The organism is Methylobacterium sp. J-078 (genome assembly GCF_022829285.1).
Classification (GTDB): domain Bacteria; phylum Pseudomonadota; class Alphaproteobacteria; order Rhizobiales; family Beijerinckiaceae; genus Methylobacterium.
The window spans coordinates 49,235-75,166 of sequence record NZ_JAKSYI010000132.1 but is presented as its reverse complement, the minus strand read 5'-3'; the positions used below and the strand labels follow the sequence as shown (position 1 = coordinate 75,166).

The window sequence follows — 25,932 nt, the reverse complement described above, 5'->3', positions numbered from 1 at the left end:
CGGGCGGGAGCGGTCCATGGCGAATGAGTTCCATGGCGAATGAGTCAGGACCGCTGGGTTTGATCGGGGACGGCGCCACCGCGACGAATCGGGACGCCGTGGGACTTTGAGGACGGGAATGTCGAAGCGGGACTATTACGAGATCCTGGGCGTCTCCAAGACCGCGACCGACGGCGAGATGAAGGTCGCCTTCCGCAAGCTCGCCATGAGCTACCACCCGGACCGCAATCCGGGGAACGCGGAGGCCGAGCTCAAGTTCAAGGAAATCAACGAGGCCTACCAGTGCCTCTCCGACGGCCAGAAGCGCGCCGCCTACGACCGCTTCGGCCATGCCGCCTTCCAGCAGGGCGGGGGGGGCGGACCGGGCTTCGGCAACGAGTTCGGCGACTTCATGTCGGACATCTTCGACAACTTCTTCGGCGACGGCCGGGCCGCTCCGGGTGGCGGACGGGGTGGTGCGCGCGGTGGCCCGAGCCGCGAGCGTGGCGCGGATCTGCGCTACAATCTCGAGATCTCCCTGGAAGAGGCCTTCGCCGGCAAGGCCGAGACCATCAAGATGGCGACCTCGGTCACCTGCGAGGTCTGTTCGGGCTCGGGCGCCAAGGCCGGTTCGAAGCCGCGCCCCTGCCAGACCTGCGGCGGCTATGGCCGGGTGCGGGCGGCACAAGGCTTCTTCGCCATCGAGCGCACCTGCCCGAACTGCCACGGGCGCGGCGAGATGATCGACGACCCCTGCGGCGCCTGCAGCGGCGCCGGCCGGGTCACCCGCGAGCGCACCCTCTCCATCAACGTGCCGGCGGGCGTCGATGACGGTCTGCGCATCCGGCTGGCCGGCGAGGGCGAGACCGGCCTGCGCGGTGGGCCGGCGGGCGACCTCTACGTCTTCCTCTCGATCAAGCCGCACGAGTTCTTCCAGCGCGACGGCGCCGACCTGTTCTGCCGCGTGCCGATCTCCATGGTGACGGCGGCGCTCTCGGGCGAGATCACCGTGCCGGTGATCGACGGCTCGCAGACGCAGGTGCGCGTCCCGGCCGGCACTCAGACGGCCAAGCAATTCCGCATCAAGGGCAAGGGCATGCCAGTCCTGCGCTCGCGCGATGTCGGCGACCTGTACATCCAGGTCTTCGTCGAGACGCCGCAGAATCTCTCGAAGCGGCAGCGCGAACTTCTGCAGGAATTCGACCAGTCGGCATCGGATGAGAACCACCCGGAGAGCGCCGGCTTCTTCTCGAAGGTCAAGGATTTCTTCGAGGCCTTCGGCGGCACCGCGCGCACGTGATGGTGTTCCCGGCCGGGCATCGATTGGCCCAGGGATCAAAAGACGGCCGAGCCGGTTCTATGATGTGGCGGTCCGGCACCGCCCGCCCGATCTCGCCGACCGGTCGACTGCGTCCCGTGGATGCCAGCTTGACTGCCGAAGAGGTTCGTCGTCTAGCCTTTCCTTCCCAACCCGTGATCTGAGGACAGTGGGTCTTGCCGCCGCTACGCCGCTCCAGCGCCAAAGACGACCTCGCCTCCGGTGCCAACAACCGTACGCGACGGGACCCGCTGGAGGACGAGGCGCGCTTCCTGCGTTCCTGGTTCGAGCGTCCCCTCGTCACCGGGGCGGTCACGCCGTCCGGGCGTATGCTCGCCCGCACCATGGCTTCCTACGTCGATCCGCGCGTGAGCGGCCCGGTGATCGAGCTCGGCCCCGGCACGGGCCCGGTGACGGAGGCCCTGGTCCGGCGCGGCGTCGAGCAGGAGCGGCTGATTCTGGTCGAGTACAACCCGGATTTCTGCAAGCTCCTGCAGAAGCGCTTTCCGCGCGCCACCATCGTGCGCGGCGACGCCTACAACATCCGCGAGACCCTCGGGACGATGCTGGCCGAGAAGGCCGCCGCCATGGTGTCGAGCCTGCCGCTCTTCACAAAGCCCCTGGAGCAGCGCCTCGACCTGCTGAACACCGCCCACGCGATGATGCATCCGAGCGCGCCCTTCGTGCAGTTCACCTACGCGGTGGTGCCGCCGATCCCAGCCCGGTGCGATGCGGGCACCTACACGGCCAGTCGCTCGAACCGGGTCTGGCTGAACCTGCCGCCCGCCCGGGTCTGGGTCTATCGCCGGCCCTGAGGCCGAATCCGAACCCGAGATGAAGGGCGATCTCAGATCGCATTCAGTGGACCTGCCTTAGCTCCAGGAACAAGGGCGCCATGGCGCCCGCGCGCATGGACAGGGAGGTTCTCATGACCACATCACGGATCGGATCGGTGCGGGGCTTCCGCGCCCTGGTCGCTGCCCTGGCGATCACCGGCAGCGTCGGCGCCGCCACGATCGCAGAAGCTGCCCCCGCCTTCGCGCAGCCCACGTTCTCCGAACGGGCCGGCGCCACCCCCGTGCAGTACTGGGGCGATCACGGCGGCTGGGGCCATCACCGCCATCACCACCACGACCGGGGCTACGGTCACCGCCACCACGGCCACGGACGCGACCACGGCTGGGGTCACCGCCACCACGGCGGCTGGGGTCATCGCGACCATGGCTGGGGCCACCGTCATCACGGTCACCACCACCATCATCGCGGCCACGGCCACTACGATTACTGACGCGCCGGACGCTTACCCCGCGATCCGCTCCAGGATCGCGGGCCTGTCGGCCGGCGCGACCGCATCGATCCGGTAGACCGCCCGCACGGCCGCCTCGGCCCGGTCGGCAGCATCCCCGTCGCGGGCGTGAATCGTGGCGAGCGGCTGGCCCCGTTCGATCCGGGCGCCGGCGCGGGGCAGGCCGGTGAGGCCGACGCTCGGATCGATGGCATCCTGCGGCCGGGTGCGGCCGCCGCCAAGACCGATCACCGCAAGCCCGAGGTCCCGCGTCGCCACCGACACGACGAAGCCGTCCGCTTCCGCGAGCACGGGACGGATGACGGGCGCCGCCGGCAGGTGATGGCCGGACCGCTCCAGGATGTCGGTCGGCCCGCCGAGCGCCGCGACCATCCGGGCGAACACCTCCGTGGCCCCGCCGGAGTCCAGCGCGGCTTCGAGGCGCGCGCCCGCCTCGGCGGCATCGGCGCAGAGCCCCCCCACCACCAGCATCTCGGCGGCGAGCGCCAGGGTCACGGCGTGGAAGGCGGGCTCGCGGATGCGTCCGGTGAGGTAGTCGAGGGTGTAGGCGACCTCCAGGGCGTTGCCGGCCGCCGAGGCGAGGGGGGAATCCATGTCGGTGATCAGCGCCACCGTGCGCAGGCCCGCGCCTTGCGCCACGCCGACGATGCTGGTGGCGAGGTCCCGCGCTTGCGCGCGCCGCGCCATGAAGGCGCCGGAGCCCGTCTTGACGTCCATGACGAGGCCGTCGAGGCCGGCGGCGAGCTTCTTGGAGAGGATCGAGGCCGTGATGAGGTCGAGGCTCTCCACCGTGCCGGTGACGTCGCGAATCGCATAGAGGCGCCGGTCCGCCGGGGCGAGGTCGGCGGTCTGGCCGATGATGGCGCAGCCGACTTGCGCCGTGACGCGCCGGAACCGATCGAGATCCGGCGTCGCGTCGTAGCCCGGAATGCTGCCGAGCTTGTCCAGGGTGCCGCCGGTATGGCCGAGGCCGCGCCCCGAGATCATCGGCACGTAGCCGCCGCAGGCCGCCACCATGGGGGCGAGCGCGAGGCTGACGGCGTCGCCGACCCCGCCGGAGGAATGCTTGTCGAGGACAGGGCCGGGCAGGTCCCAGGCCAGCACGGTGCCGGAACTGGTCATGGCGCGGGTCAGCGCCACGCGTTCGCCGAGCGAGAGGCCCCGGAAGAACACCGCCATGGCGAAGGCCGCCGCCTGCCCCTCGGTGACGCTGCCCTCGGTCAGGCCGGCGACGAAGGCCGCGATGTCGTCGGGCGCGAGTTCGCCGCCGTCGCGCTTGGCCCGGATGAGTTCCTGCGGCAGCCTCACCGGACCGTCCTCCGGCCGGCGGCCGTCCTCGGGCCGGCGGCCGCCACCAGGGCGGCGTGCAGGCTGCTGGCCCCGAGGCGGAACGTGCGGGGCGAGACCCAGTCCGGCCCCATGATCCGGTCGGCGAGGCCGAGGTAGCGGGCCGCATCCGCCACATCGCGCAGGCCGCCCGAGACCTTGAGGCCCACGCTGCGCCCGCCCGCGTGCTCGCGGATGGCGAGCAGCATCGCCTCGGCCGCCTCCGGCGTCGCGGAGACCGGGCTCTTGCCGGTGGAGGTCTTGATGAAGTCCGCCCCCGCCTCAATGGCGAGGCGGCTCGCACCGGTGATCGCGTCCGGGCTCGCGAGGGTTCCGGTCTCGAGAATCACCTTGAGAAGGCGGTCCCCGTCGCAGACCTCGCGCAAAGCCGCCACCATCGCGCGGGCCGTGGCGCTGTCACCGGCCAGGAACGCGCGGTAGGGCAGCACGAGGTCGATCTCGTGGGCGCCATCCGCAATCGCCTCCGTGGTGTCCTCCACCGCCCGCTCGATGTCCGTGCCCCCGTCGGGGAAGTTGATCACCGTGGCGATCCGCACGGGCGTGCCCCCGAGGAGGCGGGCCGAGCGGCCGACATAGCGGGGCCAGACGCAGACCGCCGCCACGGCGCTGGCGCGGGCCGCGCGGCAGAGCGTGTCGATGGCGGCCTCGGAGCAGGCCTCGCCGAGATCGGTGAGGTCGAGGAGGGGCAGGGCGCGCCGGGCGGTCGCCGCGTCCGCATCGGCGCCCTCCGGGCTCCCGTCGGGCAGGGTCATGTCGTCGGTCTTCATGTGGTGGGCGTCCCCGTCATCGAATTCCTGGACTCGAGATTTCTGAGCTCAACCTCAACGCGCGGGCAGGCGGGCGACGAAGGCGGTCACGAGGCGGGCGAGGTCGTCGCCCGCGCGAGCGGCCGCAGCCTTCGTTTCCGCGTGATGGGGATCGCCGTCGCCGATGCCGGCCCCCAAATTGGTCACCACCGAGATCGCCGCGACCCGCAAGCCGTAGAAGCGGGCCAGGATCACCTCCGGCACCGTCGACATGCCCACGAGGTCCGCCCCGAGGCGCCCGGCCATGCGGACCTCGGCGGGCGTCTCGAAACTCGGGCCGGAGAACCAGGCATAGACCCCCGCGTGCAGCGGGATGCCCGCCTCGGCGGCTGCGGCGCCAAGATGCGCCCGCAGGGCGGTGTCGTAGGCCCCGACCATCGGCACGAAGCGGGCGTCGCTGGCCTCGCCGACGAGGGGGTTGAGGCCGGAGAGGTTGATGTGGTCGCTCAAAGCCACCAGGCTGCCCGGCCCGGCGGCCGGCATCAGCGAGCCGGAGGCGTTGGTGAGGAGAAGAGCCTCCGCCCCGAGGGCACGCACAACGCCGACCGGCACGCGCATCGCGGCGGCGTCGCCGGCTTCGTAGGCATGGGCCCGGCCCTCGAGGACCAGCACGCGCCGCCCGGCGAGCAGCCCCGCATGCAGGGCGCCGCCATGGCCGCTGACGCCGGGGCGCGGAAATCCGGGGATCTCCGCGTAGGATACCGAGACCGCTTCCGCGAGCCCCCGCGCGAGGCCGCCGAGGCCGGTACCGGTGACGATGGCGCAGGCGAAGGGGCCGCCGAGGCCCCGCGCGCGCAGGAGTCCGGCCGCGGCCTCGACGGCGGGCTCGGGTGCGCGTGAATTCGAAGCGGGCGGGTCGGCCTCGGGCAAATCCGGTTCAGACATGGCGGCCGAGGTTCTCCGGACCGAAGGATTCCGGCAGCAGGGTCGCGAGGGTGAAGGCGCCGCGCACGCCCGCGCCGTCGGCGACGTGGATGATGACATCGGGCCCGGCAAATTCGCGGATGCGCTGGCGGCACGCGCCGCAGGGCGTCACCAGCCCGGGGCCCGGACCGAGCACCAGCATCTCGGCGATCGCCCGCCCGCCCCCCGCCGCCATGGCGGCGATGGCACCGGCCTCGGCGCAGGTTCCGACCGGATAGGCCGCGTTCTCGACGTTGCAGCCGGCATACACGGCCCCGCCCGCGTCGCGAAGGGCCGCCCCCACCGGGAAGCCTGAATAGGGCGCGTAGGCCCGCGCCTGCGCGGCGCGCGCGGCCTCGAACAGCCGGGCGAGTTCCGGGCTCATGCGGATGGGGTCATGCGGGTCAGGGTCATGCGGCGTGTCGGCTCTGCGGTATCCCGCAGCTTAAGGCACCAAGCGCTGGACCTGTCGAGGGTGTCGGGCGAAGGTCCCGCGCGGGGGCCCTGATCGACAGCGGGCCACAGCCCTCTTAAGTGAGGGGGGACGGAGCGGGAGGCGACGGGGATCATGTTGGGACGGTTCGAGCGGGGAGCCTCTGGCGAGGCGGTGGTCGAGTACGGCGACGGCACCATGCGGGTGGTCAAGCCCGGCAGCTTCGTGCGCTGTGCGGTGACGGGCGAGCCGATCGCCCTCGACGCCCTGCGCTACTGGAGCGCGGCCCGGCAGGAAGCCTATGTCAGCCCCGAGGCGGTGATGAAGCGCCTCGCCGAGTTCGGGCGCCCGGCCTAGCCGGAGCGTCACAGGACCGCGCCGAGCTGCGCGCGCAGTGCGGCCGGATCGGCGAAGTCCAGGCGCACGGGCAGCACAGCTACGCCTGCCGCGAAGGGGCGGGCGAGGCGGACATGGTCCTTGGCCGTGGTGACGAGATCGGCCCCCAGGCTCCGCGCCTCGGCGGCGAGCCGGTCGGTGTCGCGGGCCGTGTAGGGATGGTGATCCGGAAAGGCGCGGGTGGCGGCGACCTCCGCCCCGGCCTCGCGCAGGCTCGCGAAGAATTTTTCCGGGCGGCCGATGCCCGCGAAGGCAAGGACGCGGCGCCCGGTGAAAACGCCGCCGGGCACAAGACGCGCGCGGTGGACGGGCAGGCCCCGCGCCCGGGCCGCCTCCGCGACGGGCTCGGCCTTCGGCCCGTCGCCGACGAGCACGAGACCGTGGACGTGGCGCCATTGCCGGGCGAGGGGCGCCCGCAGGGGCCCAGCGGGGAAGGTCCGCCCGTTGCCGATCCCGGCGCCGGCATCCAGCACCGCGAAGGCGAGGTCCTTGGCGAGGCTCGGGTTCTGCAGGCCGTCATCCATCACCACGATGTCGGCCCCCCGCTCCGCGCAGAGCCGGGCGCCGGCCGGACGGTCGCGAGCCAGGACGGTCGGGCCCGCGCGGGCCAGCAGCAGCGCCTCGTCGCCGACATCCATCGCGCCATGCCGCTCCGGATCGACCGCGACGGGGCCGGACAGGCGCCCGCCATAGCCCCGGGTGAGGAAGCCGGGGCGCGCGCCGAGTTCGCCCAGCAGGGCCGCGATGGCGAGGGCGGTCGGGGTCTTTCCGGCGCCGCCGAGGGTGAAGTTGCCCACGCACAGCACGGGGCAGGGCGCCCGCGCCCCCGCCCGGTCCATGCGCGCGGCGGTGTGGCGCCCGTAGAGGGCGCCGAGGGGCCCGAGGAGGCGCGCGGCCGGGTGGCCGGGCGGCCCATCCCAGAAGGTGGGGGCGCGCATCAGCCCCGCCTCACGAGGCCGCCATCGCCCGGAGATTCATCTGCGCGATGAAGGGGTCGAGCACCGTGAAGGTGCGGGCGACCGCACCCTCCAGGGGACGGAGGGCGGTCGCGCCCGCCCGGTTCATCGCCTCGATGCGAGGGCGATCCCCGAGCAGGTCGTTCAGAGTCGCGGCGAGGTCGTCCGCATCGACCACCGAGAGGGCACCGCCGGCCGCGTCGAGGGCGCGGTAGACCTGGGTGAAGTTGTGGATGTGGGGGCCATGCAGCACGGCCGCGCGCAGTCGCGTCGGCTCGATCGGGTTCTGACCGCCATGGGGCACCAGGGAACCGCCGAGATAGACGATGCGGCCGAGCCGGTAGAACAGGCCGAGTTCGCCCAGGGTGTCGGCAACGTAGAGGTCGACGCCGCCGTGGGGACGCCCGCCCTGGGAGCGCCGGGCGCTCGACAGGCGCTCGCGCGCCGCGCAGGCCGCGACCTCGCCGCCGCGATGGGGATGGCGCGGCACGACGATGGTGAGCAGGCGCGGCCAGCGCGCGCGCAGGATGGCATGGGCGCGAGCGGCCACGGCGTCCTCGCCCGGGTGCGTGCTCGCCGCGACCCAGACGGGCCGGTCGCCGACGAGGTCGCGCAGGTGGGCAAGTTGCTGCCCGTCCGCCGGCGGCACCTCGGAATCGTATTTCAGGTTGCCGGCGATGCTGACGCGCGGCGCCCCGAGACGCCGGAAGCGGTCGGCATCGTCGTCGGTCTGGGCGAGGCAGATCGTGATCCGTGCGAGCAGCGCCTCGGCGGTGCGGGGCGCACGGGCCCAGCCCCGGGCGGAGCGCTCGGACATTCGCGCATTGACGAGGAGGAGGGGGATGCCGCGCGCGTGCAGGGAGACCACGGTGTTGGGCCAGATCTCGGATTCGGCCACCAGGGCGAGATCCGGGCGCCAATGGTCGAGGAAGCGCCCGATCCAGCGGGGCGCGTCAAGGGGCATGTACTGGTGCACGGCCCCGGCCGGAAGGCGCCGGCCGATGAGCTCCGCGGCGCTGCGCGTACCCGTGGTGACCAGGACCGAGAAGCCGCGCGCGATCATGCCGTCCACGAGGCCCACGAGGGAGAGCGCCTCGCCGACGCTGGCCCCATGCATCCAGACCAAGCGCCCGAGGGGACGGGCCCGGGCGGGTAGGCCGCGGCGCTCGGCAAGGCGGCCTGAATCCTCCTTGCCCCGCCGCGAGCGCCAGGCGAGGAGGCCCACCAACGCCGGCTCGCCGAAATAGAGTCCGTAGCGATACGTCTTCAGGATCGTCGTGAGGGGCGGGGCCTTGCGCATGGTCCTCACGCCGGGCTGCCCACGCGGTCGGCGACCGGGTCGGGACGGCCGACGCGGTCGGGACGTCCGACCAGGGTGTAGGCACGGTCGTGGACCCGATTCATCTCGGCTTCGAGCTGCTGGCGCAGGGCCTCGAAAGCCTCGGGCGCGACCTCACGGGGCACGCGGACCGGCGTTCCGAACACCATCGCGCCCCGGCCGAAGGGCAGGCCGAGGCAGGCCCGATCCCAGGAGTTGAAGCGCCAGTGCCGGCTCGTCACCACGGCGACGGGCACGATGGGCCGGCCGGAGAAGCGGGCGAGGGTGAGGATGCCCGCATCCGCCCGGCGCGAGATCTTCGGCACGTCCGCGCTGAAGGCCACGGTCTCGCCATCCTTGAGGGCGCGCAGCATGGCGCGCAGGCCCTCGGCCCCGCCCTTGGCCCGGGCGTCCCGGACCACGCGTCCGCGCGCCCCCGAAGCCCGGATCACGCGCACGCCCATGCGGGTCAGAGCAATGGTGTTCACGTTGCCGTCGGCGGAGCGGGAGATGATCGTGGCGATCCGGTCGTGCGGCCGCTTCATGAACGAGATCATCGTGTGCTGGCCGTGCCACATGCCGGCGATGAACGGGCCGAGGCCGTCGAGCCAGGGATCGGGGTCGGCCGGCTCCACCGTGAAGCGGTTCGTCCGGCGCACGAGGCGCAGGTAGCCGCCGGCCAGGATGCCGAGGGCCTGCTGGACCGCGGCTGAGCGGCCGATCCGTTTGATGAGGCTCATGCCATCGCTTTCGCGTCGCGGCCCATCGTGGGCACCGGCCCCGTCGCGGCCGAACTCCGGCGATGGCCGCGGGGCCTTCTGGCGCCCGGCCCCCGGTGGGCCGCCGCCGATTTCGGTCCGGCGCTGTCTAGCTCCGATCCGGGACCCGGCGCAACGCCGCCCAGCGCTCGGCGCGGACACACAGGGCTGCATGTCGCCATCGGACCCTTGTTTGGAGCAATTCCAGACTGTAGATTGGAATAAATCCAAAGAGAGCACCTACGATGATCGGACATGCCGCCCACGCCTCTGCTGGCTCCCCGGATATGCCGGCCCACCCGAATGTCCCGGGTCCATCGCCCCATCCCGACGCGGAGGCGCGGCGCGCTTTCGTGCTGCGCTACGTCCAGCCGGGCCTCGCCGGGCTGATCGACGGCTCGGTCTCGACGCTGGCACCGATCTTCGCCGCCGCCTTCGCCACCCACAGCAACGGCGCGACCTTCCTGGTCGGCCTGGCGGCATCGATCGGCGCGGGCATCAGCATGGGCTTCACCGAGGCCCTGTCCGACGACGGGGCGATCACGGGCCGGGGTACGCCGTGGATGCGCGGGCTCGTCTGCGGCACCATGACCACGCTCGGCGGCCTCGGGCACACGCTTCCCTACGCGATCCCCGATCATTGGCCGAACGCGTTCTGGCTCGCGACGGCGCTCGCCATCGTCGTGGTGGCCCTGGAACTCCTGGCGATCTCGGCGATCCGGACCCGCTACATGGCGACACCGTTCTGGCGCGCGACCCTGCAGGTAGTGCTCGGCGGCGCCCTCGTGCTGGCGGCCGGCATCGCCATCGGAAGCGCGTGAGGATCGGGTCGGCGGGTTGACCCCCGGACCCGGATGGGGCGATGGCGGGCGCCACGCGCCCGATCACCCGCCGACCTCGACCGGAGGACGATGTTCCGCCTCGCCCATCTGACCGACCCGCATGTGGGGCCGCTGACCCGGCCGCGCCTGCGCCAACTCCTCAGCAAGCGCGCCACCGGCTACGTGAACTGGCAGCGCGGCCGCAAGGACGCGCACGACATGGAAGTGCTGGCCGCCATCGTGGCGGACCTGCGCGCTCGAGAGCACGACCACGTGGCCTGCACGGGCGACCTCTGCAACATCGGCCTGCCCAGCGAGTGGTCCACCGCGAAGGTCTTCCTGGAGGCTTTAGGGGCGCCCGAGGCCGTCAGCTTCGTGCCCGGCAACCACGATGCCTACGTGCGTGGCTCCCTGGAGGGGCTGCTCCATGCCTGCGGCGCCTGGACCTCCGGCGATGACGGCCTCCAGGGCCATTTCCCCTATCTGCGCCGGCGCGGACCCGTGGCCCTGGTCGGCCTGTCCTCGGCGATTCCCACCAAGCCCTTCGCGGCCACCGGCCGGCTCGGACCGGCACAGATCGCGGCGGCCGAGGCCCTGCTCGTCGTCCTGGCCGCGGAGCCTGAGCCGCCCTGCCGCGTGGTGATGATCCACCACCCCTCGCATCCCGGCGGGACGACGCCCGCGCGCGCACTCACCGACGCGGGGGCCTTCACGGCGATGATCGGACGGGTCGGGGCGGAGTTGATTCTGCACGGCCACAACCACGTGCGCAGCGTGGCCTTCGTGCCGGGGCCGGACGGGGCGGCGATCCCGGTGGTCGGAGCCGCTTCCGCCTCGGCGCGGGGGGACGCACGGCACCACCGTGCGAGCTACCACCTCTATACGATCACCCGCGAAGGGACGGGATACGCCGTCGCGGGTGTCGAGCGCGGTCTCACGGAGACCGGCATCATCGCGGATCTGGGTCCGCTCGGGCTCACTCGGCCATGAGGCCGGCCGGGCGAGCCCGTAAAAGGTCAGGCGTGCGCGAGGATGCCGGGGCGCAAGCTGAGGCTCGCCTCGTAACGCTCGGCCTGGAGTCTCGTCAGACCACTGACGAGAACGGCTTCGCCGCGATAGACCGTGTAGGTGCCGTCATGGGTCGGCTTCACGCGAATCACGTTGGACATGGCTGTCACCTTGTCGAGAAGGTTAAAACGCGAAATCTTTCGGCGGAGACCAACCCTTAACGTGGTATTCAGACTACGCAAGTGCCTTACTCGACTACTCAGATCAAATTGATCCCGCAGTGCAGCGCTATATTCAGTATTTCACGGGGTCCGACGAGAATCGTGCGCGGATTCAACGAGGCGAGCCGGTTGCACCGCAATACGACGCTCTGGGGATGCCGGGCGATTTGATCCGGCCGATTGGATCAGCGCGATACAGTATGCCGCCGCGCGATCGCCGAACGCGACGAGCCGAAACATGGGAACGCGCGCGACGCGAACGCTTCACGCAAGGACGATTCGCTGATGGGGGAGGATAAGCCTGGCAGGGGGAGGCTTGGCGCGCCCACGGGGAATCGAACCCCGGTCTGATCCGTGAGAGGGACCTGTCCTAACCGCTAGACGATGGGCGCGGACCGGAGGGAGGCATTGGCTGATCGCTGCGGCGATCCGTGCTTCCCGGCCGATGGGCGATCGTATAGCGAGGGTCGCGCGGCGCCACAAGACCCGAAATGCCTGGATCGCCGCCCGACCGACGTTTTTGAATCGAAGGACCCATCCCTTGCCGGGACTGCACGATGACCTGACGGACGCGGACGGCCCCGGGGCCCTGCACACGACCCTCGACGACGATGCGGCCACGGAGCGCCTGGACCGGGCCCTGGCCCGGGCCTTCCCTGATGTCTCGCGCTCGCGGCTGCAGGACCTGATCCGGGCCGGGCACGTGCGCCGGAACGGCACCATCAGCCTGGACCCGTCCGTGAAGGTGGGTCCCGGCGCCGAACTCGCGGTGGTAATGCCGGAGGCAGTGGCGCCGGAGCCGGCGGCCGAGCGCCTGGACCTTGTGATCGTCCATGAGGACGACGATCTCATCGTCATCGACAAGCCGGCAGGGCTCGTGGTCCACCCGGCCCCGGGCCACGATTCCGGGACCCTAGTGAACGGGCTGATCGCTCATTGCGGCGCCAGCCTCTCGGGCATTGGCGGGGTGCGCCGGCCCGGCATCGTCCACCGCCTCGACAAGGACACGAGCGGCCTCCTGGTGGTAGCCAAGAACGATCTCGCCCATGCGGGACTGACGGCGCAGTTCGCCGATCACGGCCGCACCGGTCCCCTGGAGCGGGCCTACTTGGCCCTGGTCTGGGGCGTGCCGGAGCCGCGCATCGGCACGATCGAGGCGAAACTCGCGCGCAGCGTCCGCAACCGCGAGAAGATCGCCGTGGTGCGCGGTGAGACCGGCCGGCACGCGATCACGCATTACCGGACGGAGGCGGCGCTCGGACAGGAGGGAACGGTCGCGCTGGTCCGCTGCATCCTGGAGACGGGCCGCACGCACCAGATCCGCGTGCACATGAGCCATCGCGGCCATCCGCTCCTCGGCGACGCGGTCTATGGCGGCGCCTTCAAGACCAAGGCGAGCCGGCTGTCGGAGGCGGCACGCGGTGCCCTCGACACCCTGGGCCGGCAGGCCCTGCACGCAAGCGTGCTCGGCTTCGCGCATCCGCGCACCGGGGAGACGCTGCATTTCGAGAGTCCGTTGCCGCCGGACATGCGCGACCTGATCGCGAAGCTGAGGGCCGGCCCGTAGCGGGGCTGCCACAGTCAAGCCCGCGCGGGCGTGCGCCAGGACACGCCGGCATGCGGCTTTTCGTGTCATGAATGACCCAAGCGAGATCCCGCGCGTTGACGCTGACTTGGTGCTGCGCGTCGCCTTTCCGAGACCACCGCTTTCCCGCTAAGATGGGGAATCGGGCGGCCGGCTCAAGGGAGCGGCGGTCCGCTTGCGACCGCCCGTTCGGGGGTCCTTTCAAGGAGGTAAGATCATGGCCGGCGCATTGCCAGTGCTCGCCACCGAAGGTGGCCTCTCCCGCTACCTCGACGAGATCCGCAAGTTTCCGATGCTGGAGCCGAACGAGGAGTTCACGCTCGCGAAGGACTGGCGCGAGAAGGGTGACCGCAACGCCGCCCACCGCCTCGTCACGTCCCACCTGCGCCTCGTGGCCAAGATCGCCATGGGCTACCGCGGCTACGGCCTGCCGATCGGCGAGGTCGTATCCGAGGGCAATGTCGGCCTGATGCAGGCGGTCAAGCGCTTCGAGCCGGACAAGGGCTTCCGGTTGGCCACCTACGCCATGTGGTGGATCAAGGCCGCGATCCAGGAATACATCCTGCGCTCGTGGTCCCTCGTGAAGATGGGCACCACCGCCAACCAGAAGAAGCTGTTCTTCAACCTGCGCAAGGCCAAGGGTCGGATCTCGGCGCTCGACGAGGGCGACCTCAAGCCGGATCAGGTGGCGCAGATCGCCGTCAAGCTCGGCGTCCCCGAGCAGGAGGTGATCGACATGAACCGTCGCCTCTCGGGCGACACCTCCCTTAACGCGCCCCTGCGCGAGGAGGGCGAGGGCGAGTGGCAGGACTGGCTCGTGGACAACAGTCCGAGCCAGGAGACCGTGCTCGCCCGCGAGGAGGAGGGGCAGAATCGCCTCTCCGCCCTGCGGGACGCCCTCTCAGTGCTCAACCCGCGCGAGCGCCGGATCTTCGAGGCCCGCCGCCTCGCCGACGACCCGATCACCCTGGAGGACCTCTCCGGCGAGTTCGGTGTCTCGCGCGAGCGTGTCCGCCAGATCGAGGTCCGCGCCTTCGAGAAGATCCAGGAGGCGGTCAAGCGCAACCTCGCCACCCGCGAGGCCCCCCGCGCCGAGGCACACGCCTGAGGCGCCAGGAAACACACGCGACATGAAACGAGAACGGCCCCCAGGAAGGAATCCCGGGGGCCGTTCTCGTTCGGAGATAGCGGAACGTGGGTTCAGGTACTCAGCGCCACTGGTCGAAGGCCTTCTGCAGCACCTGCGTCCCGGCGCTGCCCTTCTCGAAGGCGACGATGCCGCGCTGGCCGGCGCTGAACTTCAGGGTCACGTCGAACCAGTTCTTGCGCAGCAGGATGTCGGTATTGCGCTCGACGTCGCTGGGCAGGGAGGAGAGCCCGATCAGGAACAGGTTCTCGCGGACCCGCACCGGCAAGCCGGAGACCGGCGAGCCGCGCGCGCCCTCCTCGTCCTTGCCCTGAAGCAGCCCGATGTCCTGGACGCCGTGCCGGGCGGCGTTCGGCCCGCTCGGCGTAAAGACGAGCTCGATGGTGTGCGAGGCCGGCAGGGTGGCATCGAGGTTCCGGCGCAGGGTCATGACCAGAGACAGCCCGGCATCGGGGAAGTCGGCGGTGGCGCGCACCACCGTCTCGAGCTGCTGGCCCTGCTCGCCCGGCACCGTGTCGAGGCGCCAGAGCACGCGGCCCTGCGTGGCGTTCGGCGCCGCGTTGGCGCCGGCGGCGGTGTTCTCCTCGTAGAGGACGCCGCGCTGCGCGACGGTCAGGTCCGGCTCGCTCGCGGCGGGGGCCGCCGGCGTAGGTGCCGAGCGCCGCGCCTGGGCCGGCCGCTCGGCCGGGGCCGCCTCGCCGCCGACCCGGTCGGCGAACTTCGAATCCGTCCCGTCCTGGCCGCCATCCTGCATCTCGGTCGCGACGGGCTGGAGATCGGCCGGCTTGTCACGGAGCAGGAAGGCCGCGACGGCGATCAGCCCAATCACCACGACGAGGATGCTGCCGACGAAGAGGTTGCGCAGCAGCCGGGTGCGACCCTCGCGGGGCGCCACCACGTCGATGCGCGGGCGCTGGCGCTGGCCGTTCCCGTCCTGAGCCGACGGCTCGGGGTTCTCCGCCGCCGGCTCGGCCTGCGGTGTGCCGGCCTCTTCGTCGTTCACCGCCACGAAAGGGGGCGCCTTGCTCTTGCGCGCCTGTATCCGCACGGCGGGCTCCGCCGCGGAATCGAAGGGCGGGCGGGCGGAAGGCTCCGGGACGACGGGGGATACGGGCGCGACCGGAGGCAGGCCTGCGCCGGGCAGATCCGATTTCGGAAACTCCGCCTTGGGCAGGTTAAGCGACTCCGAGCTCAGCTCCGGTGGCCCCGGCTCCGGCAGGTCCGCCGCCGAGGATCTCGGCTCGGGGGGCGACGTCTCGGGGGCGGGGGCCTCCGGGCCGACAGCCTGGGAGACGCCCGGCTGCGGTGTGGATTGGTCCGCGATGTCGTTGGCCGGGCTCGGGACGAAGGGTGCAGGCTCCGCGGCCGGCGGGGGCGGCGCGGCGTGATCCTGCTCGAGGCGCAGGATGGCCGCCTCGAGGGCGTTACGCTCCAGGTCGATGTCGTCTTCCGACAGGGGCGGGTCGAGGGAGCGCAACTGCCCGAGGAGCGCGCCGCGCGCGCGTTCGTAGACCGCATGGCGCAGGGCCGGCGAGCGGTCCGGCATCGCGTCGAGTGCCCGTGCCAGAAGTGGGTAATAGTCGGCCATCGTGCCTCAGGTCCGCCTCGTCCCGGCGGCCGGTCGGCCGCGCCCCGTCCCGCCCATCCACGGGACGGGGCGCCGCGCGGCCATCGTGAACGCGGCGGCATTGTCCGCGTACGGCCGCGCCGCCATCAAGGAGAAAACGCGTCAGTCCTCGAAGGGGTTGTGCATGAGGATGGTGTCGTTGCGTTCCGGCGAGGTCGAGAGCAGCGCCACGGGGGCACCGATCAGTTCCTCGATCCGGCGCACGTACTTGATCGCCTGGGCCGGCAGGTCGGCCCAGGAGCGGGCGCCGGCGGTCGTGCCCGGCCAGCCCTCGATGATCTCGTAGATCGGCTCGACCTTGGCCTGCGCCGCCTGGTTGGCGGGGAGGTGGTCCACCACCTCCCCGTCGAGGCGGTAGCCGGTACAGACCTTGATGGTCTCGAAGCCGTCGAGGATGTCGAGCTTGGTGAGCGCGATGCCGTCGATGCCCGAGGTCCGCACGGTCTGGCGCACCAGCACCGCGTCGAACCAGCCGCAGCGGCGCTTGCGCCCGGTGTTCACGCCGAACTCGCGCCCCTTGGCGCCGATGGTCTCGCCGATCTCGTCGAAGAGTTCGGTGGGGAAGGGGCCCTCGCCCACGCGGGTGGTGTAGGCCTTGGCGATGCCGAGCACGTAGCCGATGGCGGAAGGGCCCATCCCTGAGCCCGTCGCCGCCTGCGCGGCGACGATGTTGGACGAGGTCACGAACGGATAGGTGCCGTGATCGACGTCGAGGAGCGCGCCCTGCGCGCCCTCGAACAGGATGCGCTTGCCGGCGCGGCGCTCGTCGTCGAGGAGCTTCCAGACCGTGTCGGCGTAGGGCAGGATCGTGGGTGCGATCGCCTTGAGTTCGGCGAGGAGCGCGCCGGCATCGACCTCGGCGATGCCGAGGCCCCGGCGGAGCGCGTTGTGGTGGGTGAGCACCCGCTCGATCTTGGCCTCGAGGGTCGATTCGTCGGCCAGATCCACGACCCGGATGGCACGCCGGCCGACCTTGTCCTCGTAGGCCGGGCCGATGCCGCGCTTCGTCGTGCCGATCTTCAGACCCGCATTCGAGGTCTCGCGGAAATGGTCGAGTTCGCGGTGCAGCGGCAGGATCAGGGTAGCGTTGTCGGCGATGCGCAGGGTGCGGGGCGAGATCTCGACGCCCTGCGCCTGGAGCCGGGCGATCTCGTCGACGAGGTGCCAGGGATCGACGACGACGCCGTTGCCGATCACCGAGAGCTTGCCGCCGCGCACCACGCCGGAGGGCAGCAGCGCCAGCTTGTAGGTGACGCCATCGATCACCAGCGTGTGGCCGGCATTGTGCCCGCCCTGGAAGCGGACCACCACGTCGGCCTGCTCGGAGAGCCAGTCGACGATCTTGCCCTTGCCTTCGTCACCCCACTGGGCGCCTACGACGACGACGTTTGCCATTCACTGAAAACCTGTGCCGTAACCCGCGCGAAAACGGCCCGACCCGTCGGGCGGACCGCTCTCGCAGTCTTCGGGTCTTTCCGCGATCCGTGCGCGGAAATCAAGCAAGGCACCGATCCGGACCCGGATGGGCGGGTATGCCGCCTCAGCGGGCCTCCGTGCCGGGCTGGCGGCCGGGAAGATCGCCGGGCTTGATCACCGGCATGCCGCCCGGGTTCGGGTCGGGCGGCGTCACCACCATGCCGGGCGCGGTGTTGCCCGGCGGCTTGATCACGCCGTCGCTCTTCTCGAGGCGGTCGCTCAAGGTGCCCTTGTCCGAGGACGTGCCCTGGTCGGCGGCTCCGTCGGAGGGGCGGATCTTGTCGGGAATCGTCTGGTTCGGGGGCGGCAGGGCCGGGTCGGTGTCCCGGCCCTTCAGGGGCGCGTCGGGGGACTGGGCGAAGGCCGCGCCGGCGATCAGGCCGAAACCGACCGCGAGGGTGAGGATCGAGCGCATAGGGTCTCCCTGTCTCGGATGCGAGGTTTGGGGGAGAACAGCCCCGGGGCCGAAGCGTTCCTGTCCCATCGGTCCTGCGATGGGACGATGGTCCTGAAAGGGAACTGGGAAGGGGCTCGTGCCGCAGGTTTCTCCCTCCCCCTCTGTGGGGGAGGGTGGTCGCGCAGCGACGGCGAGAGGGGCACGCCGCATCCGAAGAGGTCGCCCCCTCTCCCGACCCGCTTCGCGGGCCACCCTCCCCCGCAGAGGGGAGAGGGAGAGGCCCTTCAGACGCCGGCGCGCGCCATGTCGAGATAGAGTTCCCGCAGGCGCCGGGTATGCGGGCCCGGGCGCCCCTCGCCGACCGTCCGGCCGTCGATCGCGACCACCGGCATCACGAAGGCCGAGGCACTGGTGTAGAAGGCCTCGGCCGCTTCCAAGGCCTCGGAGACGCTAAACAGCCGCTCCTCCAGGGCGAGGCCGGCCTCCTCGGCAAGGTGCAGGACCGCCTTGCGGGTGATGCCCGGCAAGAGCGCCGTGGACAGGGGACGGGTGACGAGGGCGCCGCCCTTCGTGACGATGAAGGCCGTCGAGGACGAGCCCTCGGTGACCGCGTCGTCCTCCACCATCCAGGCCTCGGCGACCCCCGCCGCGGCGGCCTGCTGCTTGGCGAGCACCTGGGCCAGCAGGGCCACCGACTTGATGTCCCGACGCTTCCAGCGGAGATCCGGCACCGTGATGATTCGGGCGCCGGTCTCGGCGAGCGGATTGGCCGCGACCGTCTTGGCCTGCGTGAACATCATCACGGTGGGTGCGGTGCCAGCCGGCGGATAGGCGAAATCGCGCTCGTACACGCCGCGCGTCACCTGCATGTAGACCAGCCCCTCGGTCAGCCTGTTGCGGGCGACGAGCTCGGTCTGCAGGCCGATCCACTCCGGTATCGTGTGCGGGTTGGCGATGTCGATCTCGCCCAGCGACCGGTCGAGGCGGGCGAGGTGGGCCTCGTTGTCGACGAGGCGGCCGTCGAGGACCGCCGAGACCTCGTAGATCCCGTCCGCGAAGAGGAAGCCCCGGTCCATGATCGGCACGCGCGCCTCGGCGAAGGGCAGGAAGTCGCCGTTCAGGTAGACGATGCGGGCCTGGGACACGGGGTTACCTCCTTGGGCCGGATAGGTCGGGGACGGGCAGGCAGGATTCGTGCGCGGGCTCAGGCCTTAGCCGAACACCCGCGCGAAGATCGTGTCCACGTGCTTGAAGTGGTAGCCGAGATCGAAGCAGGCCTCGATCTGCTCCGGGGTGAGCGCGGCGGTGACGTCGGCATCGGCCTTGAGGAGGCTCAGGAAGTCGCCCTCGCCGCGCCAGACCGGCATGGCGTTGCGCTGGACGAGGCGGTAGGAATCCTCGCGGGAGACGCCGGCCTGGGTCAGGGCCAGCAGCACCCGCTGCGAGTGGACGAGGCCGCCGAGCTTGTCGAGGTTGCGCTGCATGTTGTCCGGATAGATCAGCAGCTTGTCGATGACGCCGGTGAGGCGGGCGAGGGCGAAGTCGAGGGTCACGGTGGCGTCGGGCCCGATCATGCGCTCCACCGAGGAGTGCGAGATGTCGCGCTCGTGCCAGAGGGCCACGTTCTCCATGGCGGGCAGGGCGTAGCTGCGCACCATGCGGGCGAGGCCCGTCAGGTTCTCGGTGAGCACGGGGTTGCGCTTGTGCGGCATCGCCGAGGAGCCCTTCTGCCCCTCGGAGAAGAATTCTTCCGCCTCCAGAACTTCCGTGCGCTGGAGGTGGCGGACCTCGATGGAGAGCCGCTCCACGGATGAGGCGACGACGCCCAGGATCGCGAAGAACATCGCGTGGCGGTCGCGCGGGATGACCTGGGTCGAGACCGGTTCGGGGGTCAGGCCCATGGCCTTGGCGACGTATTCCTCCACCCGGGGGTCGATGTTGGCGAAGGTGCCGACGGCGCCCGAGATGGCGCAGGTGGCGATCTCCTCCCGCGCCGCCACGAGGCGGGCGCGGGCGCGCTCGAACTCGGCATAGGCCCCGGCAAGCTTGAGGCCGAAGGTCACCGGCTCGGCATGGATGCCGTGCGAGCGGCCGATGGTCGGGGTCATCCTGTGCTCGCAGGCCCGGCGCTTGAGGGCGGCGAGCAGGGCGTCGACGTCCTTGATCAGGAGGTCGGCGGCGCGCACGAGTTGCACGTTGAGGCAAGTGTCGAGCACGTCCGACGAGGTCATGCCCTGATGGACGAAGCGCGCCTCGGGGCCGACGATCTCGGCCAGATGCGTCAGGAACGCGATGACGTCGTGCTTGGTCACCGCCTCGATGGCGTCGATGCGCGCGACATCGAAGACCGCGTCGCGGCCCTTCTCCCAGATCGTGTCGGCGGCCGCCTTGGGCACGACGCCGAGTTCGGCGAGCGCCGTCGTGGCGTGGGCCTCGATCTCGAACCAGATCCGGAAGCGCGATTCGGGGGACCAGATCGCGGTCATCTCGGGGCGGCTGTAACGGGGAATCATGCGGCGCCTCGGATCAACGCGACGGGAAGGGCATCGGGATCAGGGGCGCCTAGCATGGGCGACGACAGCGCTCAACGCACGCGCACTCCGACCAGCCTCCCACACCGTTGCATCGCTGCAACACACCTTGCGAGATCATCCCAATCTGGAACGCTTCCAGGATTAAAATCCGAAACTTTTTTGCTGAACGTTACGAGGGCCTTGAAGGCCTGTTTCGATCGCTTCTTAGAAGCACTGTAAAACAAAGATCAGGAAAGCCCGTCTCGCTCGCTTGATCCTATCATAAGCGCACCTCAAGGGAGACGCCACGCCCCTCACCTGAATTCGGGGCAAAAAATCAACAAGACACCAACTCTCGAGCGGGCGGCACGACAATGAACACTGGATCAGCATCGCGGATCCTCGCAACCCTCCTGTGCGGAACGACGCTGGCCACAACCGCGACGGCTCAGCCGGTCCTGCTGCCGGAGGGGACAGCCGTCACGCTGGACCAGCTCAGCGTCGAGGGCGCGCGGGGCAACACGGTGGGCTACCTGACCCGGGCCACCCGCAGCGCGACGAAGACCGACACCCCGCTCCTCGACACCCCGCAATCGATCACCGTCGTCAGTCAGGAGCAGATCCGGGACCAGAACTTCCAGAACCTCACGGACCAGCTGCGCTACGTGCCGGGCGTGATCCCGGCCCAGGGCGAGAGCAACCGCGACGAGGTCGTCATCCGGGGCCAGAAGACCAACGCGGACTTCTTCGTCAACGGCGTGCGCGACGACGTCCAGTATTTTCGCGATCTCTACAACATCGAGCGGATCGAGGTGCTGAAGGGTCCCGACTCACTAATCTTCGGGCGCGGCGGCGGCGGCGGTGTCATCAACCGCGTCCTGAAGGAGGCGGACGGCCTGCGCGTGCGCCAGATCGTGGCCGGTGTCGGCCAGTTCAACCAGAAGCGCGTGGCGGTCGATGTCGGCGACCGGATCAGCGACAGCGTGTTCTTCCGCCTCAACGGCGTCTTCGAGGACAGCCAGACCTACCGCCAGTTCGGGGATCTGCAGCGCTACGGCATCAACCCGACGATGACGTTCCTGCTCGGACCGGCGACGACCCTGAAGCTCTCCTACGAGTACTTCCACGACGACCGCTTCCCCGATCGCGGCATCCCCTCGCAGAACGGCCGGCCCTACAACTACCGCAACAATATCCGCACCTTCTTCGGCAATCCGGACGTGAACACCACCCGGGTCGATGCCAACATCGCCACGGCGACCCTCGACCACGTCTTCGAGTCCGGCGTGCAGATGCGCAACCAGCTGCGCTTTGCCGACTACAACCGCTTCTACGCCAACACCCTGCCGGGCGCGCCGGTCAACGCCGCCGGCACGCAGGTGCCGATCTCGGGCTACCGCAACGAGACCGACCGGACCAACTATTTCAGCCAGAACGACTTCACCTACAAGTTCCTCACCGGCGACGTGAAGCACACCCTGCTCGCCGGGTTCGAACTCGGCTACCAGGAGGGCCTCGCCTTCCGGCAGACGGCGTTCTTCCAAAGCGGCAACAGCCTCGTCACCAGCGTGGTGGTGAACCCGATGTCGCCGATCACCCGGGCGCCGGTGACCTTCCGCAACAACGGCACCACGGACGCCAACTTCCGCTACGATCTCGGTCTCGCCGCGGCCTATGCGCAGGACCAGATCGACCTGAACGAGTACGTCCAGATCGTCGGCGGCCTGCGCTACGACTACTTCGACTTCTCCTCGCGGGGGCGGGTCACGGGCCTGACCAACGAGCGCGTCGACAATCTCGTCTCGCCCCGCGCCGGCCTGGTGATCAAGCCGCTGGCCAACCTCGCCTTCTACGGCAGCTACAGCGTGTCCTACCTGCCCTCCTCGGGCGACCAGATCGGCAGCTTCTCGCCGGGCCTCGCCATCGCCAAGCCGGAGGGGTTCCAGAACCTGGAAGTGGGCGTGAAGTACGACGTCACCCCGACCTTCCAGGTCACCGGCGCCCTGTACAACCTCGACCGCACCAACCAGCGCCTCCCCGATCCCAACCGCGCGGGCTTCTTCCTCCTGTCCGGGCGGACCAACACGCAGGGCGCAGAGATCGGCGCCAACGGCTACCTCACCGACTGGTGGCAGATCGCCGGCGGCTACGCCTTCACCGACGCGCGGATCGACAGCGCTGTCTCGGCCACCATCGTGAAGGGCAACACCGTCGGGCTGGTGCCGTTCAACAGCGTCTCGCTCTGGAACAAGTTCGACATCACGCCGGAACTCGGCATCGGCATCGGGGTGATCCATCAGACCCACACCTTCGCCACCTCCGACGACACCGTGCGGCTGCCGGGCTACACCCGCTTCGACCTGGGACTGTTCTATCAGGTCAGCGAGTCGGTCCGGGCGCAGGTCAACATCGAGAACCTGTTCGACCGGCGCTACATCTACACGGCCGACAACAACCAGAACATCACGCCGGGTGCGCCGCGCACGATCCGGGCGCAGATCATCGCCAAGTTCTGAGGCAAATCACGCGGGACGCGGCGGGTTGGACCTATTCCACCGGGCGGGTGGACTATTCCACCCGCTGCCAGCCCGGCCCCATCAGGCGTTCCTGGGGGGTGAAGCGGGCCTTGTAGTCCATCTTGCGCGAGCCCTCGACCCAGTAACCGAGGTAGAGGTAGGGCAGGCCGAGATCGGCGGCGCGGCGGATATGGTCGAGGATCATGTAGGTGCCGAGCGAGCGGTGCGCCTCGGCCGGATCGTAGAACGAGTAGACCATCGACAGGCCGTCGGCGAGGACGTCGGTCAGGCACAGGGCGACGATCGGCCCGGTGCCGCGCCCGTTGATCGCGGTGTCGGGGCCGCGCCGGCGATAGGTCACCAGATGGGTGTCCACGTGGCTGTCCTCGATCATCATGGCGTAGTCGAGCACGGTCATGTCGATCATGCCGCCGTCGCCGTGACGGGCATCGAGGTAGCGTCGGAACAGGGCGTATTGCTCGGAGGCCGGGCGGTTGGGCTCCGGGTTGCCGACGAGGTCGGCGTTGCGCTGGAGGATGCGGCGCTGGCTGCCGGAGGGCAGGAAATCGGCCACCACCACCCGCACCGAGATGCAGGCGCGGCAGGATTCGCAGGCCGGCCGGTAGGCGATGGTCTGGGAGCGGCGGAAGCCCCCCTGCGTCAGGATCTCGTTCAGATCCCGCGCCCGGCGGCCGACGAGATGGGTGAAGACCTTCCGCTCCTCCTGGCCCGGCAGATAGGGGCACGGGGAGGGCGCCGTCAGGTAGAATTGCGGGGTGTCCCGGGAATGGCTCGTCACGCTCGTCTGTCGCCCGCCGCGCGGAGCGCGCGCTCCGCGCGCCCCAAGACTTGAGTGTAGCCGCAACGCGGGCGGGCTCAACACCCCGCGCGGGTTCCGCGACGATTTCGTACGATGCCCCAGGCGAGGCGGGGCGTCGTCAGCCGGCGCGCACCACGGCGAGGCCGAGGAGGAGGTCGTGGCCGAGGCGGCGGTCGGCGCGCACGAGGCCGATGCCGACATCGAGCATCCAGAGCAGGAAGGCCGAGGCGACCGCCACGTAGAACAGCAGCGCGTGGATCGCGGCGGTGAGATAGTCGACCCGGGCGCCGGTCTCCGGCGCGACGACGCGCAGGCCCATCATCCGCATGCCCCAGGTGCTCTGGCCGGAGCCGCCCACCGTGATGGCGCTGTAGAGGATGCCGCTCGCCGGCAGGATCGCGAACAGGGTCCAGCCGAGGCCGAAGGTGAGGACGCCGATCACCGTGATCGCCAGCATGAGGAAGGCCGTGAAGCCGAAGATGAACAGGATGTCGAGGAGGTAGGCGACGAAGCGTGCGCCGAGGCTGCCCCGCACGTAGGGCACGGGGAACTGGGGGGCGTAGCCGGTCTGGAAGCGATCGGCGTAGGGGCTTTGCGTCTCGCGCATGGGGCGCTCCTGGGTGTCGCTCGCGGGAGGGAGCGGCAGGCATCTCGACGATGAGATGGGCGCGGCCGAGGAAACTCTCAAGATCGGCGCCGCGCGAGAGCGCTTCGGCTCAAGGTGCCGCGTGGTCGGCCGGGGCCTTCTGCGCCCCCGGGTCGCCGGCGGCGGCCTCCGGGGTGTCGAGGTAGTACTGGCGCAGGAGGAACAGGCGGGCGCCGTTGACAGGGCCGCCCTCCGTGGCGAGGCCGAGGAGTTCGGCGCCTGGACCGAAGCGGCAGGAGACCCAGCGCTGGCGCGCGGCCTGCCCGGGCCGGCCCGCCGCCACCGCGTAGTCGACTCGGATCTCGTCCGGCGTCGCGCCCGCGCCGATGCGCAGGAGCCTGATCTCGGTGTCGGGGGGCGCCAGGGCGGGGACCGCGCGCCGGCAGATCATGGCGCGCTGGCGGTCGACGGAACTCTCGCAGGCGCCGAGGCCGAGGAGGACCGGAGCGAGCGCGAGGGTGACGACGAGACCGCGCGCGAGGTGCCCAGGGCTCACGCGCCGGCGCGCAGCCGCTCGGCTACCCGGAGGGCGTAGTAGGTGAGCACACCGTCGGCGCCGGCGCGCTTGAAGGCCAGCAGGCTCTCGACCATGGCCCGGTCGCCGTCGAGCCAGCCGTTGCGGGCGGCGGCCTCGATCATCGCGTACTCGCCCGAGACCTGGTAGGCGAAGGTCGGCACGGCGAATTCGTCCTTCACCCGGCGGATGATGTCGAGATAGGGCAGGCCGGGCTTGACCATGACGGAATCCGCGCCCTCGGCGATGTCGAGGGCGACCTCGCGGATGGCCTCGTCGGAATTGCCCGGGTCCATCTGGTAGGTGCGCTTGTCGCCGACGAGCGCCGCCTGGGTGCCGATGGCGTCGCGGAACGGGCCGTAGAAGGCGCTCGCGTACTTGGCCGCGTAGGCCATGATCTGGACGTCGCGGAATCCCGCCCGGTCGAGGCCGGCCCGGATGGCGCCGACGCGCCCGTCCATCATGTCGGACGGCGCGATGATGTCGGTGCCGGCCTCGGCCTGGATCAGGCTCTGCTCCACGAGAAGGGCCACGGTCTCGTCGTTGAGGATCGCCCCGTCCTCCAGCAGGCCGTCATGGCCGTGGCTGGTATAGGGGTCGAGGGCGACGTCGGTCATGATCCCGAGTTCCGGCACCGCCCGCTTCACGGCGCGCACCGCCCGGCAGACGAGGTTTTCGCGATTGAGCGATTCCGAGCCGGTGGGATCGCGCAAGCCCGGCTCGGTGTAGGGGAAGAACGAGATCGCCGGGATGCCGGCGCGGGCGGCCTTCTCGGCGTCGCGCACGATCTCGTCCACGCTCAAGCGCTCGACACCGGGCATCGACGCAATGGGCTCGCGCCGGCCCGAGCCTTCGATGACGAAGAGGGGCCAGATCAGGTCGTCCACCGTCAGGGTATGCTCGCGCACGAGGCGGCGGGACCACTCGGCCTTGCGGTTGCGGCGCGGGCGCTGGGTGAGCCCCAAGGCCATCGGGCGGGCGGCCTCCTGGGCCGTCTCGACCGCCAGGGGACGCGGGGTGGCGGGTTCGTGGGTCATCGTGCTCGAACTCGATGGTTTTCGGCCCGGGCCATGAGAGATATGGGCCTGGGCGGGCGAGCACGGGCCTAACACATCGGCAAA

General features: G+C 70.5%; 25 protein-coding genes, 1 tRNA gene and 1 pseudogene. 9 read left to right on the top strand and 18 right to left on the bottom strand.

The features are described 5' to 3' along the window. The first annotated feature begins 118 nt into the window (after window positions 1–118). The 3 genes from dnaJ (at window position 119) to MKK58_RS23070 (ending at window position 2,585) form a co-directional block, all read left to right on the top strand. The gene (dnaJ, locus tag MKK58_RS23080) at window positions 119–1,279 is read left to right on the top strand and encodes a molecular chaperone DnaJ (RefSeq protein ID WP_243915203.1); all 1,161 of its coding nucleotides are present in this window, start codon (window positions 119–121) and stop codon (window positions 1,277–1,279) included. Between the two features lie 194 nt (window positions 1,280–1,473). Beyond that, entirely contained in the window at window positions 1,474–2,112 is a 639-nt protein-coding gene (locus MKK58_RS23075) for a class I SAM-dependent methyltransferase (protein ID WP_243915201.1), read from the top strand. Window positions 2,113–2,225: 113 nt separating this feature from the next. Further along, a complete protein-coding gene (locus MKK58_RS23070; RefSeq protein ID WP_243915199.1) occupies window positions 2,226–2,585 on the top strand; it encodes a hypothetical protein in 360 nt (119 codons plus the stop codon). A gap of 12 nt (window positions 2,586–2,597) precedes the next feature. Here the strand turns inward: MKK58_RS23070 and deoA are convergent, their stop codons facing one another. The 4 genes from deoA to MKK58_RS23050 are packed head-to-tail and all read right to left on the bottom strand — an operon-like array spanning window position 2,598 to window position 6,044. Further along, window positions 2,598–3,911: a thymidine phosphorylase gene (deoA, locus tag MKK58_RS23065; protein WP_243915197.1), complete on the bottom strand. Its 1,314-nt coding sequence runs from the start codon at window positions 3,909–3,911 to the stop codon at window positions 2,598–2,600. Beyond that, a complete protein-coding gene (deoC, locus tag MKK58_RS23060; RefSeq protein ID WP_409565299.1) occupies window positions 3,908–4,717 on the bottom strand; it encodes a deoxyribose-phosphate aldolase in 810 nt (269 codons plus the stop codon). The genes deoA and deoC overlap by 4 nt, the downstream gene beginning before the upstream one ends. A 54-nt stretch (window positions 4,718–4,771) precedes the next feature. After that, window positions 4,772–5,641, bottom strand: a complete 870-nt coding sequence (locus tag MKK58_RS23055) for a purine-nucleoside phosphorylase (RefSeq protein WP_243915195.1) — start codon at window positions 5,639–5,641, stop codon at window positions 4,772–4,774. Continuing rightward, window positions 5,634–6,044: a cytidine deaminase gene (locus MKK58_RS23050; RefSeq protein ID WP_243915189.1), complete on the bottom strand. Its 411-nt coding sequence runs from the start codon at window positions 6,042–6,044 to the stop codon at window positions 5,634–5,636. Before MKK58_RS23050 ends, MKK58_RS23055 begins: the two co-directional genes overlap by 8 nt. Window positions 6,045–6,227: 183 nt before the next feature. Between MKK58_RS23050 and MKK58_RS23045 the strand changes: the two genes are divergently transcribed. Next, window positions 6,228–6,449, top strand: coding sequence for a DUF2093 domain-containing protein (locus MKK58_RS23045; protein WP_238277932.1), 222 nt, complete (start codon window positions 6,228–6,230; stop codon window positions 6,447–6,449). Between the two features lie 8 nt (window positions 6,450–6,457). Here MKK58_RS23045 and lpxK read toward each other — a convergent pair whose 3' ends face one another. Genes lpxK through MKK58_RS23030 form a run of 3 tightly spaced genes read right to left on the bottom strand, consistent with a single transcriptional unit; the run spans window position 6,458 to window position 9,502 of the window. After that, window positions 6,458–7,426 (bottom strand): tetraacyldisaccharide 4'-kinase, encoded by a 969-nt coding sequence (gene lpxK, locus MKK58_RS23040; protein WP_243915185.1) that lies wholly within the window; start codon window positions 7,424–7,426, stop codon window positions 6,458–6,460. A 10-nt stretch (window positions 7,427–7,436) separates the two neighbouring features. Beyond that, entirely contained in the window at window positions 7,437–8,744 is a 1,308-nt protein-coding gene (locus MKK58_RS23035) for a 3-deoxy-D-manno-octulosonic acid transferase (RefSeq protein ID WP_243915180.1), read from the bottom strand. Window positions 8,745–8,749: 5 nt separating this feature from the next. Beyond that, window positions 8,750–9,502 (bottom strand): lysophospholipid acyltransferase family protein, encoded by a 753-nt coding sequence (locus MKK58_RS23030; protein WP_243915179.1) that lies wholly within the window; start codon window positions 9,500–9,502, stop codon window positions 8,750–8,752. A gap of 353 nt (window positions 9,503–9,855) precedes the next feature. Here MKK58_RS23030 and MKK58_RS23025 point away from each other — a divergent pair. Next, window positions 9,856–10,341, top strand: a pseudogene (locus MKK58_RS23025) (VIT1/CCC1 transporter family protein); the annotation flags it as partial. 90 nt (window positions 10,342–10,431) lie between these two features. Then, the gene (locus tag MKK58_RS23020) at window positions 10,432–11,331 is read left to right on the top strand and encodes a metallophosphoesterase family protein (protein WP_243915178.1); all 900 of its coding nucleotides are present in this window, start codon (window positions 10,432–10,434) and stop codon (window positions 11,329–11,331) included. A 26-nt stretch (window positions 11,332–11,357) separates the two neighbouring features. Here the strand turns inward: MKK58_RS23020 and MKK58_RS23015 are convergent, their stop codons facing one another. Beyond that, complete coding sequence (locus MKK58_RS23015; RefSeq protein WP_238282424.1) at window positions 11,358–11,510, bottom strand: hypothetical protein; 153 nt, start codon at window positions 11,508–11,510, stop codon at window positions 11,358–11,360. A 377-nt stretch (window positions 11,511–11,887) separates the two neighbouring features. Next, a tRNA-Glu gene (locus MKK58_RS23010) sits at window positions 11,888–11,962 on the bottom strand. Window positions 11,963–12,159: 197 nt separating this feature from the next. On the opposite strand from MKK58_RS23010, the gene MKK58_RS23005 reads away from it, so the two are divergent. Further along, window positions 12,160–13,137: an RluA family pseudouridine synthase gene (locus MKK58_RS23005; RefSeq protein WP_243915488.1), complete on the top strand. Its 978-nt coding sequence runs from the start codon at window positions 12,160–12,162 to the stop codon at window positions 13,135–13,137. A 235-nt stretch (window positions 13,138–13,372) separates the two neighbouring features. After that, window positions 13,373–14,263, top strand: a complete 891-nt coding sequence (rpoH, locus tag MKK58_RS23000) for an RNA polymerase sigma factor RpoH (RefSeq protein WP_238282426.1) — start codon at window positions 13,373–13,375, stop codon at window positions 14,261–14,263. A 100-nt stretch (window positions 14,264–14,363) separates the two neighbouring features. Here rpoH and MKK58_RS22995 read toward each other — a convergent pair whose 3' ends face one another. The 5 genes from MKK58_RS22995 to purB all read right to left on the bottom strand — a co-directional run bounded on the left by MKK58_RS22995 (window position 14,364) and on the right by purB (window position 20,315). Beyond that, window positions 14,364–15,890 (bottom strand): histidine kinase, encoded by a 1,527-nt coding sequence (locus tag MKK58_RS22995; RefSeq protein ID WP_243915177.1) that lies wholly within the window; start codon window positions 15,888–15,890, stop codon window positions 14,364–14,366. Window positions 15,891–16,031: 141 nt separating this feature from the next. Further along, window positions 16,032–17,324 carry an adenylosuccinate synthase gene (locus MKK58_RS22990; RefSeq protein ID WP_243915175.1) on the bottom strand — a complete coding sequence of 431 codons (1,293 nt, stop codon included), beginning with the start codon at window positions 17,322–17,324 and terminating at the stop codon, window positions 16,032–16,034. A gap of 145 nt (window positions 17,325–17,469) precedes the next feature. After that, window positions 17,470–17,820, bottom strand: coding sequence for a hypothetical protein (locus tag MKK58_RS22985; protein WP_243915173.1), 351 nt, complete (start codon window positions 17,818–17,820; stop codon window positions 17,470–17,472). 266 nt (window positions 17,821–18,086) lie between these two features. Beyond that, entirely contained in the window at window positions 18,087–18,947 is an 861-nt protein-coding gene (locus MKK58_RS22980) for a D-amino-acid transaminase (protein ID WP_243915171.1), read from the bottom strand. 66 nt (window positions 18,948–19,013) lie between these two features. Continuing rightward, on the bottom strand, window positions 19,014–20,315 hold the full coding sequence (gene purB / locus MKK58_RS22975) for an adenylosuccinate lyase (RefSeq protein WP_243915166.1): 1,302 nt from the start codon (window positions 20,313–20,315) through the stop codon (window positions 19,014–19,016). A gap of 374 nt (window positions 20,316–20,689) precedes the next feature. Between purB and MKK58_RS22970 the strand changes: the two genes are divergently transcribed. Then, window positions 20,690–22,831 (top strand): TonB-dependent receptor, encoded by a 2,142-nt coding sequence (locus tag MKK58_RS22970; protein ID WP_243915164.1) that lies wholly within the window; start codon window positions 20,690–20,692, stop codon window positions 22,829–22,831. A 52-nt stretch (window positions 22,832–22,883) separates the two neighbouring features. Here MKK58_RS22970 and MKK58_RS22965 read toward each other — a convergent pair whose 3' ends face one another. The 4 genes from MKK58_RS22965 to hemB form a co-directional block, all read right to left on the bottom strand. Then, complete coding sequence (locus MKK58_RS22965) at window positions 22,884–23,630, bottom strand: arginyltransferase (RefSeq protein WP_243915161.1); 747 nt, start codon at window positions 23,628–23,630, stop codon at window positions 22,884–22,886. A gap of 139 nt (window positions 23,631–23,769) precedes the next feature. After that, complete coding sequence (locus MKK58_RS22960) at window positions 23,770–24,258, bottom strand: RDD family protein (protein WP_243915158.1); 489 nt, start codon at window positions 24,256–24,258, stop codon at window positions 23,770–23,772. 109 nt (window positions 24,259–24,367) lie between these two features. Then, window positions 24,368–24,793 carry a hypothetical protein gene (locus MKK58_RS22955; RefSeq protein WP_243915156.1) on the bottom strand — a complete coding sequence of 142 codons (426 nt, stop codon included), beginning with the start codon at window positions 24,791–24,793 and terminating at the stop codon, window positions 24,368–24,370. After that, the gene (gene hemB / locus MKK58_RS22950; RefSeq protein WP_243915152.1) at window positions 24,790–25,848 is read right to left on the bottom strand and encodes a porphobilinogen synthase; all 1,059 of its coding nucleotides are present in this window, start codon (window positions 25,846–25,848) and stop codon (window positions 24,790–24,792) included. The genes MKK58_RS22955 and hemB overlap by 4 nt, the downstream gene beginning before the upstream one ends. Between the last annotated feature and the right edge of the window lie 84 nt (window positions 25,849–25,932).

Excerpts from the sequence above, each read along its gene's own strand:
- hemB (WP_243915152.1), bottom strand. The coding sequence starts at position 25,848 with ATGACCCACGAACCCGCCACCCCGCGTCCCCTGGCGGTCGAGACGGCC.
- dnaJ (WP_243915203.1), top strand. The coding sequence starts at position 119 with ATGTCGAAGCGGGACTATTACGAGATCCTGGGCGTCTCCAAGACCGCG.
- MKK58_RS22960 (WP_243915158.1), bottom strand. The coding sequence starts at position 24,258 with ATGCGCGAGACGCAAAGCCCCTACGCCGATCGCTTCCAGACCGGCTAC.
- MKK58_RS22970 (WP_243915164.1), top strand. The coding sequence starts at position 20,690 with ATGAACACTGGATCAGCATCGCGGATCCTCGCAACCCTCCTGTGCGGA.
- MKK58_RS23070 (WP_243915199.1), top strand. The coding sequence starts at position 2,226 with ATGACCACATCACGGATCGGATCGGTGCGGGGCTTCCGCGCCCTGGTC.
- MKK58_RS23055 (WP_243915195.1), bottom strand. The coding sequence starts at position 5,641 with ATGTCTGAACCGGATTTGCCCGAGGCCGACCCGCCCGCTTCGAATTCA.
- deoC (WP_409565299.1), bottom strand. The coding sequence starts at position 4,717 with ATGAAGACCGACGACATGACCCTGCCCGACGGGAGCCCGGAGGGCGCC.
- MKK58_RS22985 (WP_243915173.1), bottom strand. The coding sequence starts at position 17,820 with ATGCGCTCGATCCTCACCCTCGCGGTCGGTTTCGGCCTGATCGCCGGC.
- lpxK (WP_243915185.1), bottom strand. The coding sequence starts at position 7,426 with ATGCGCGCCCCCACCTTCTGGGATGGGCCGCCCGGCCACCCGGCCGCG.
- MKK58_RS23050 (WP_243915189.1), bottom strand. The coding sequence starts at position 6,044 with ATGAGCCCGGAACTCGCCCGGCTGTTCGAGGCCGCGCGCGCCGCGCAG.
- MKK58_RS23015 (WP_238282424.1), bottom strand. The coding sequence starts at position 11,510 with ATGTCCAACGTGATTCGCGTGAAGCCGACCCATGACGGCACCTACACG.
- MKK58_RS23020 (WP_243915178.1), top strand. The coding sequence starts at position 10,432 with ATGTTCCGCCTCGCCCATCTGACCGACCCGCATGTGGGGCCGCTGACC.
- MKK58_RS23045 (WP_238277932.1), top strand. The coding sequence starts at position 6,228 with ATGTTGGGACGGTTCGAGCGGGGAGCCTCTGGCGAGGCGGTGGTCGAG.
- MKK58_RS23030 (WP_243915179.1), bottom strand. The coding sequence starts at position 9,502 with ATGAGCCTCATCAAACGGATCGGCCGCTCAGCCGCGGTCCAGCAGGCC.
- rpoH (WP_238282426.1), top strand. The coding sequence starts at position 13,373 with ATGGCCGGCGCATTGCCAGTGCTCGCCACCGAAGGTGGCCTCTCCCGC.
- MKK58_RS23035 (WP_243915180.1), bottom strand. The coding sequence starts at position 8,744 with ATGCGCAAGGCCCCGCCCCTCACGACGATCCTGAAGACGTATCGCTAC.
- MKK58_RS22995 (WP_243915177.1), bottom strand. The coding sequence starts at position 15,890 with ATGGCCGACTATTACCCACTTCTGGCACGGGCACTCGACGCGATGCCG.
- MKK58_RS22990 (WP_243915175.1), bottom strand. The coding sequence starts at position 17,324 with ATGGCAAACGTCGTCGTCGTAGGCGCCCAGTGGGGTGACGAAGGCAAG.
- purB (WP_243915166.1), bottom strand. The coding sequence starts at position 20,315 with ATGATTCCCCGTTACAGCCGCCCCGAGATGACCGCGATCTGGTCCCCC.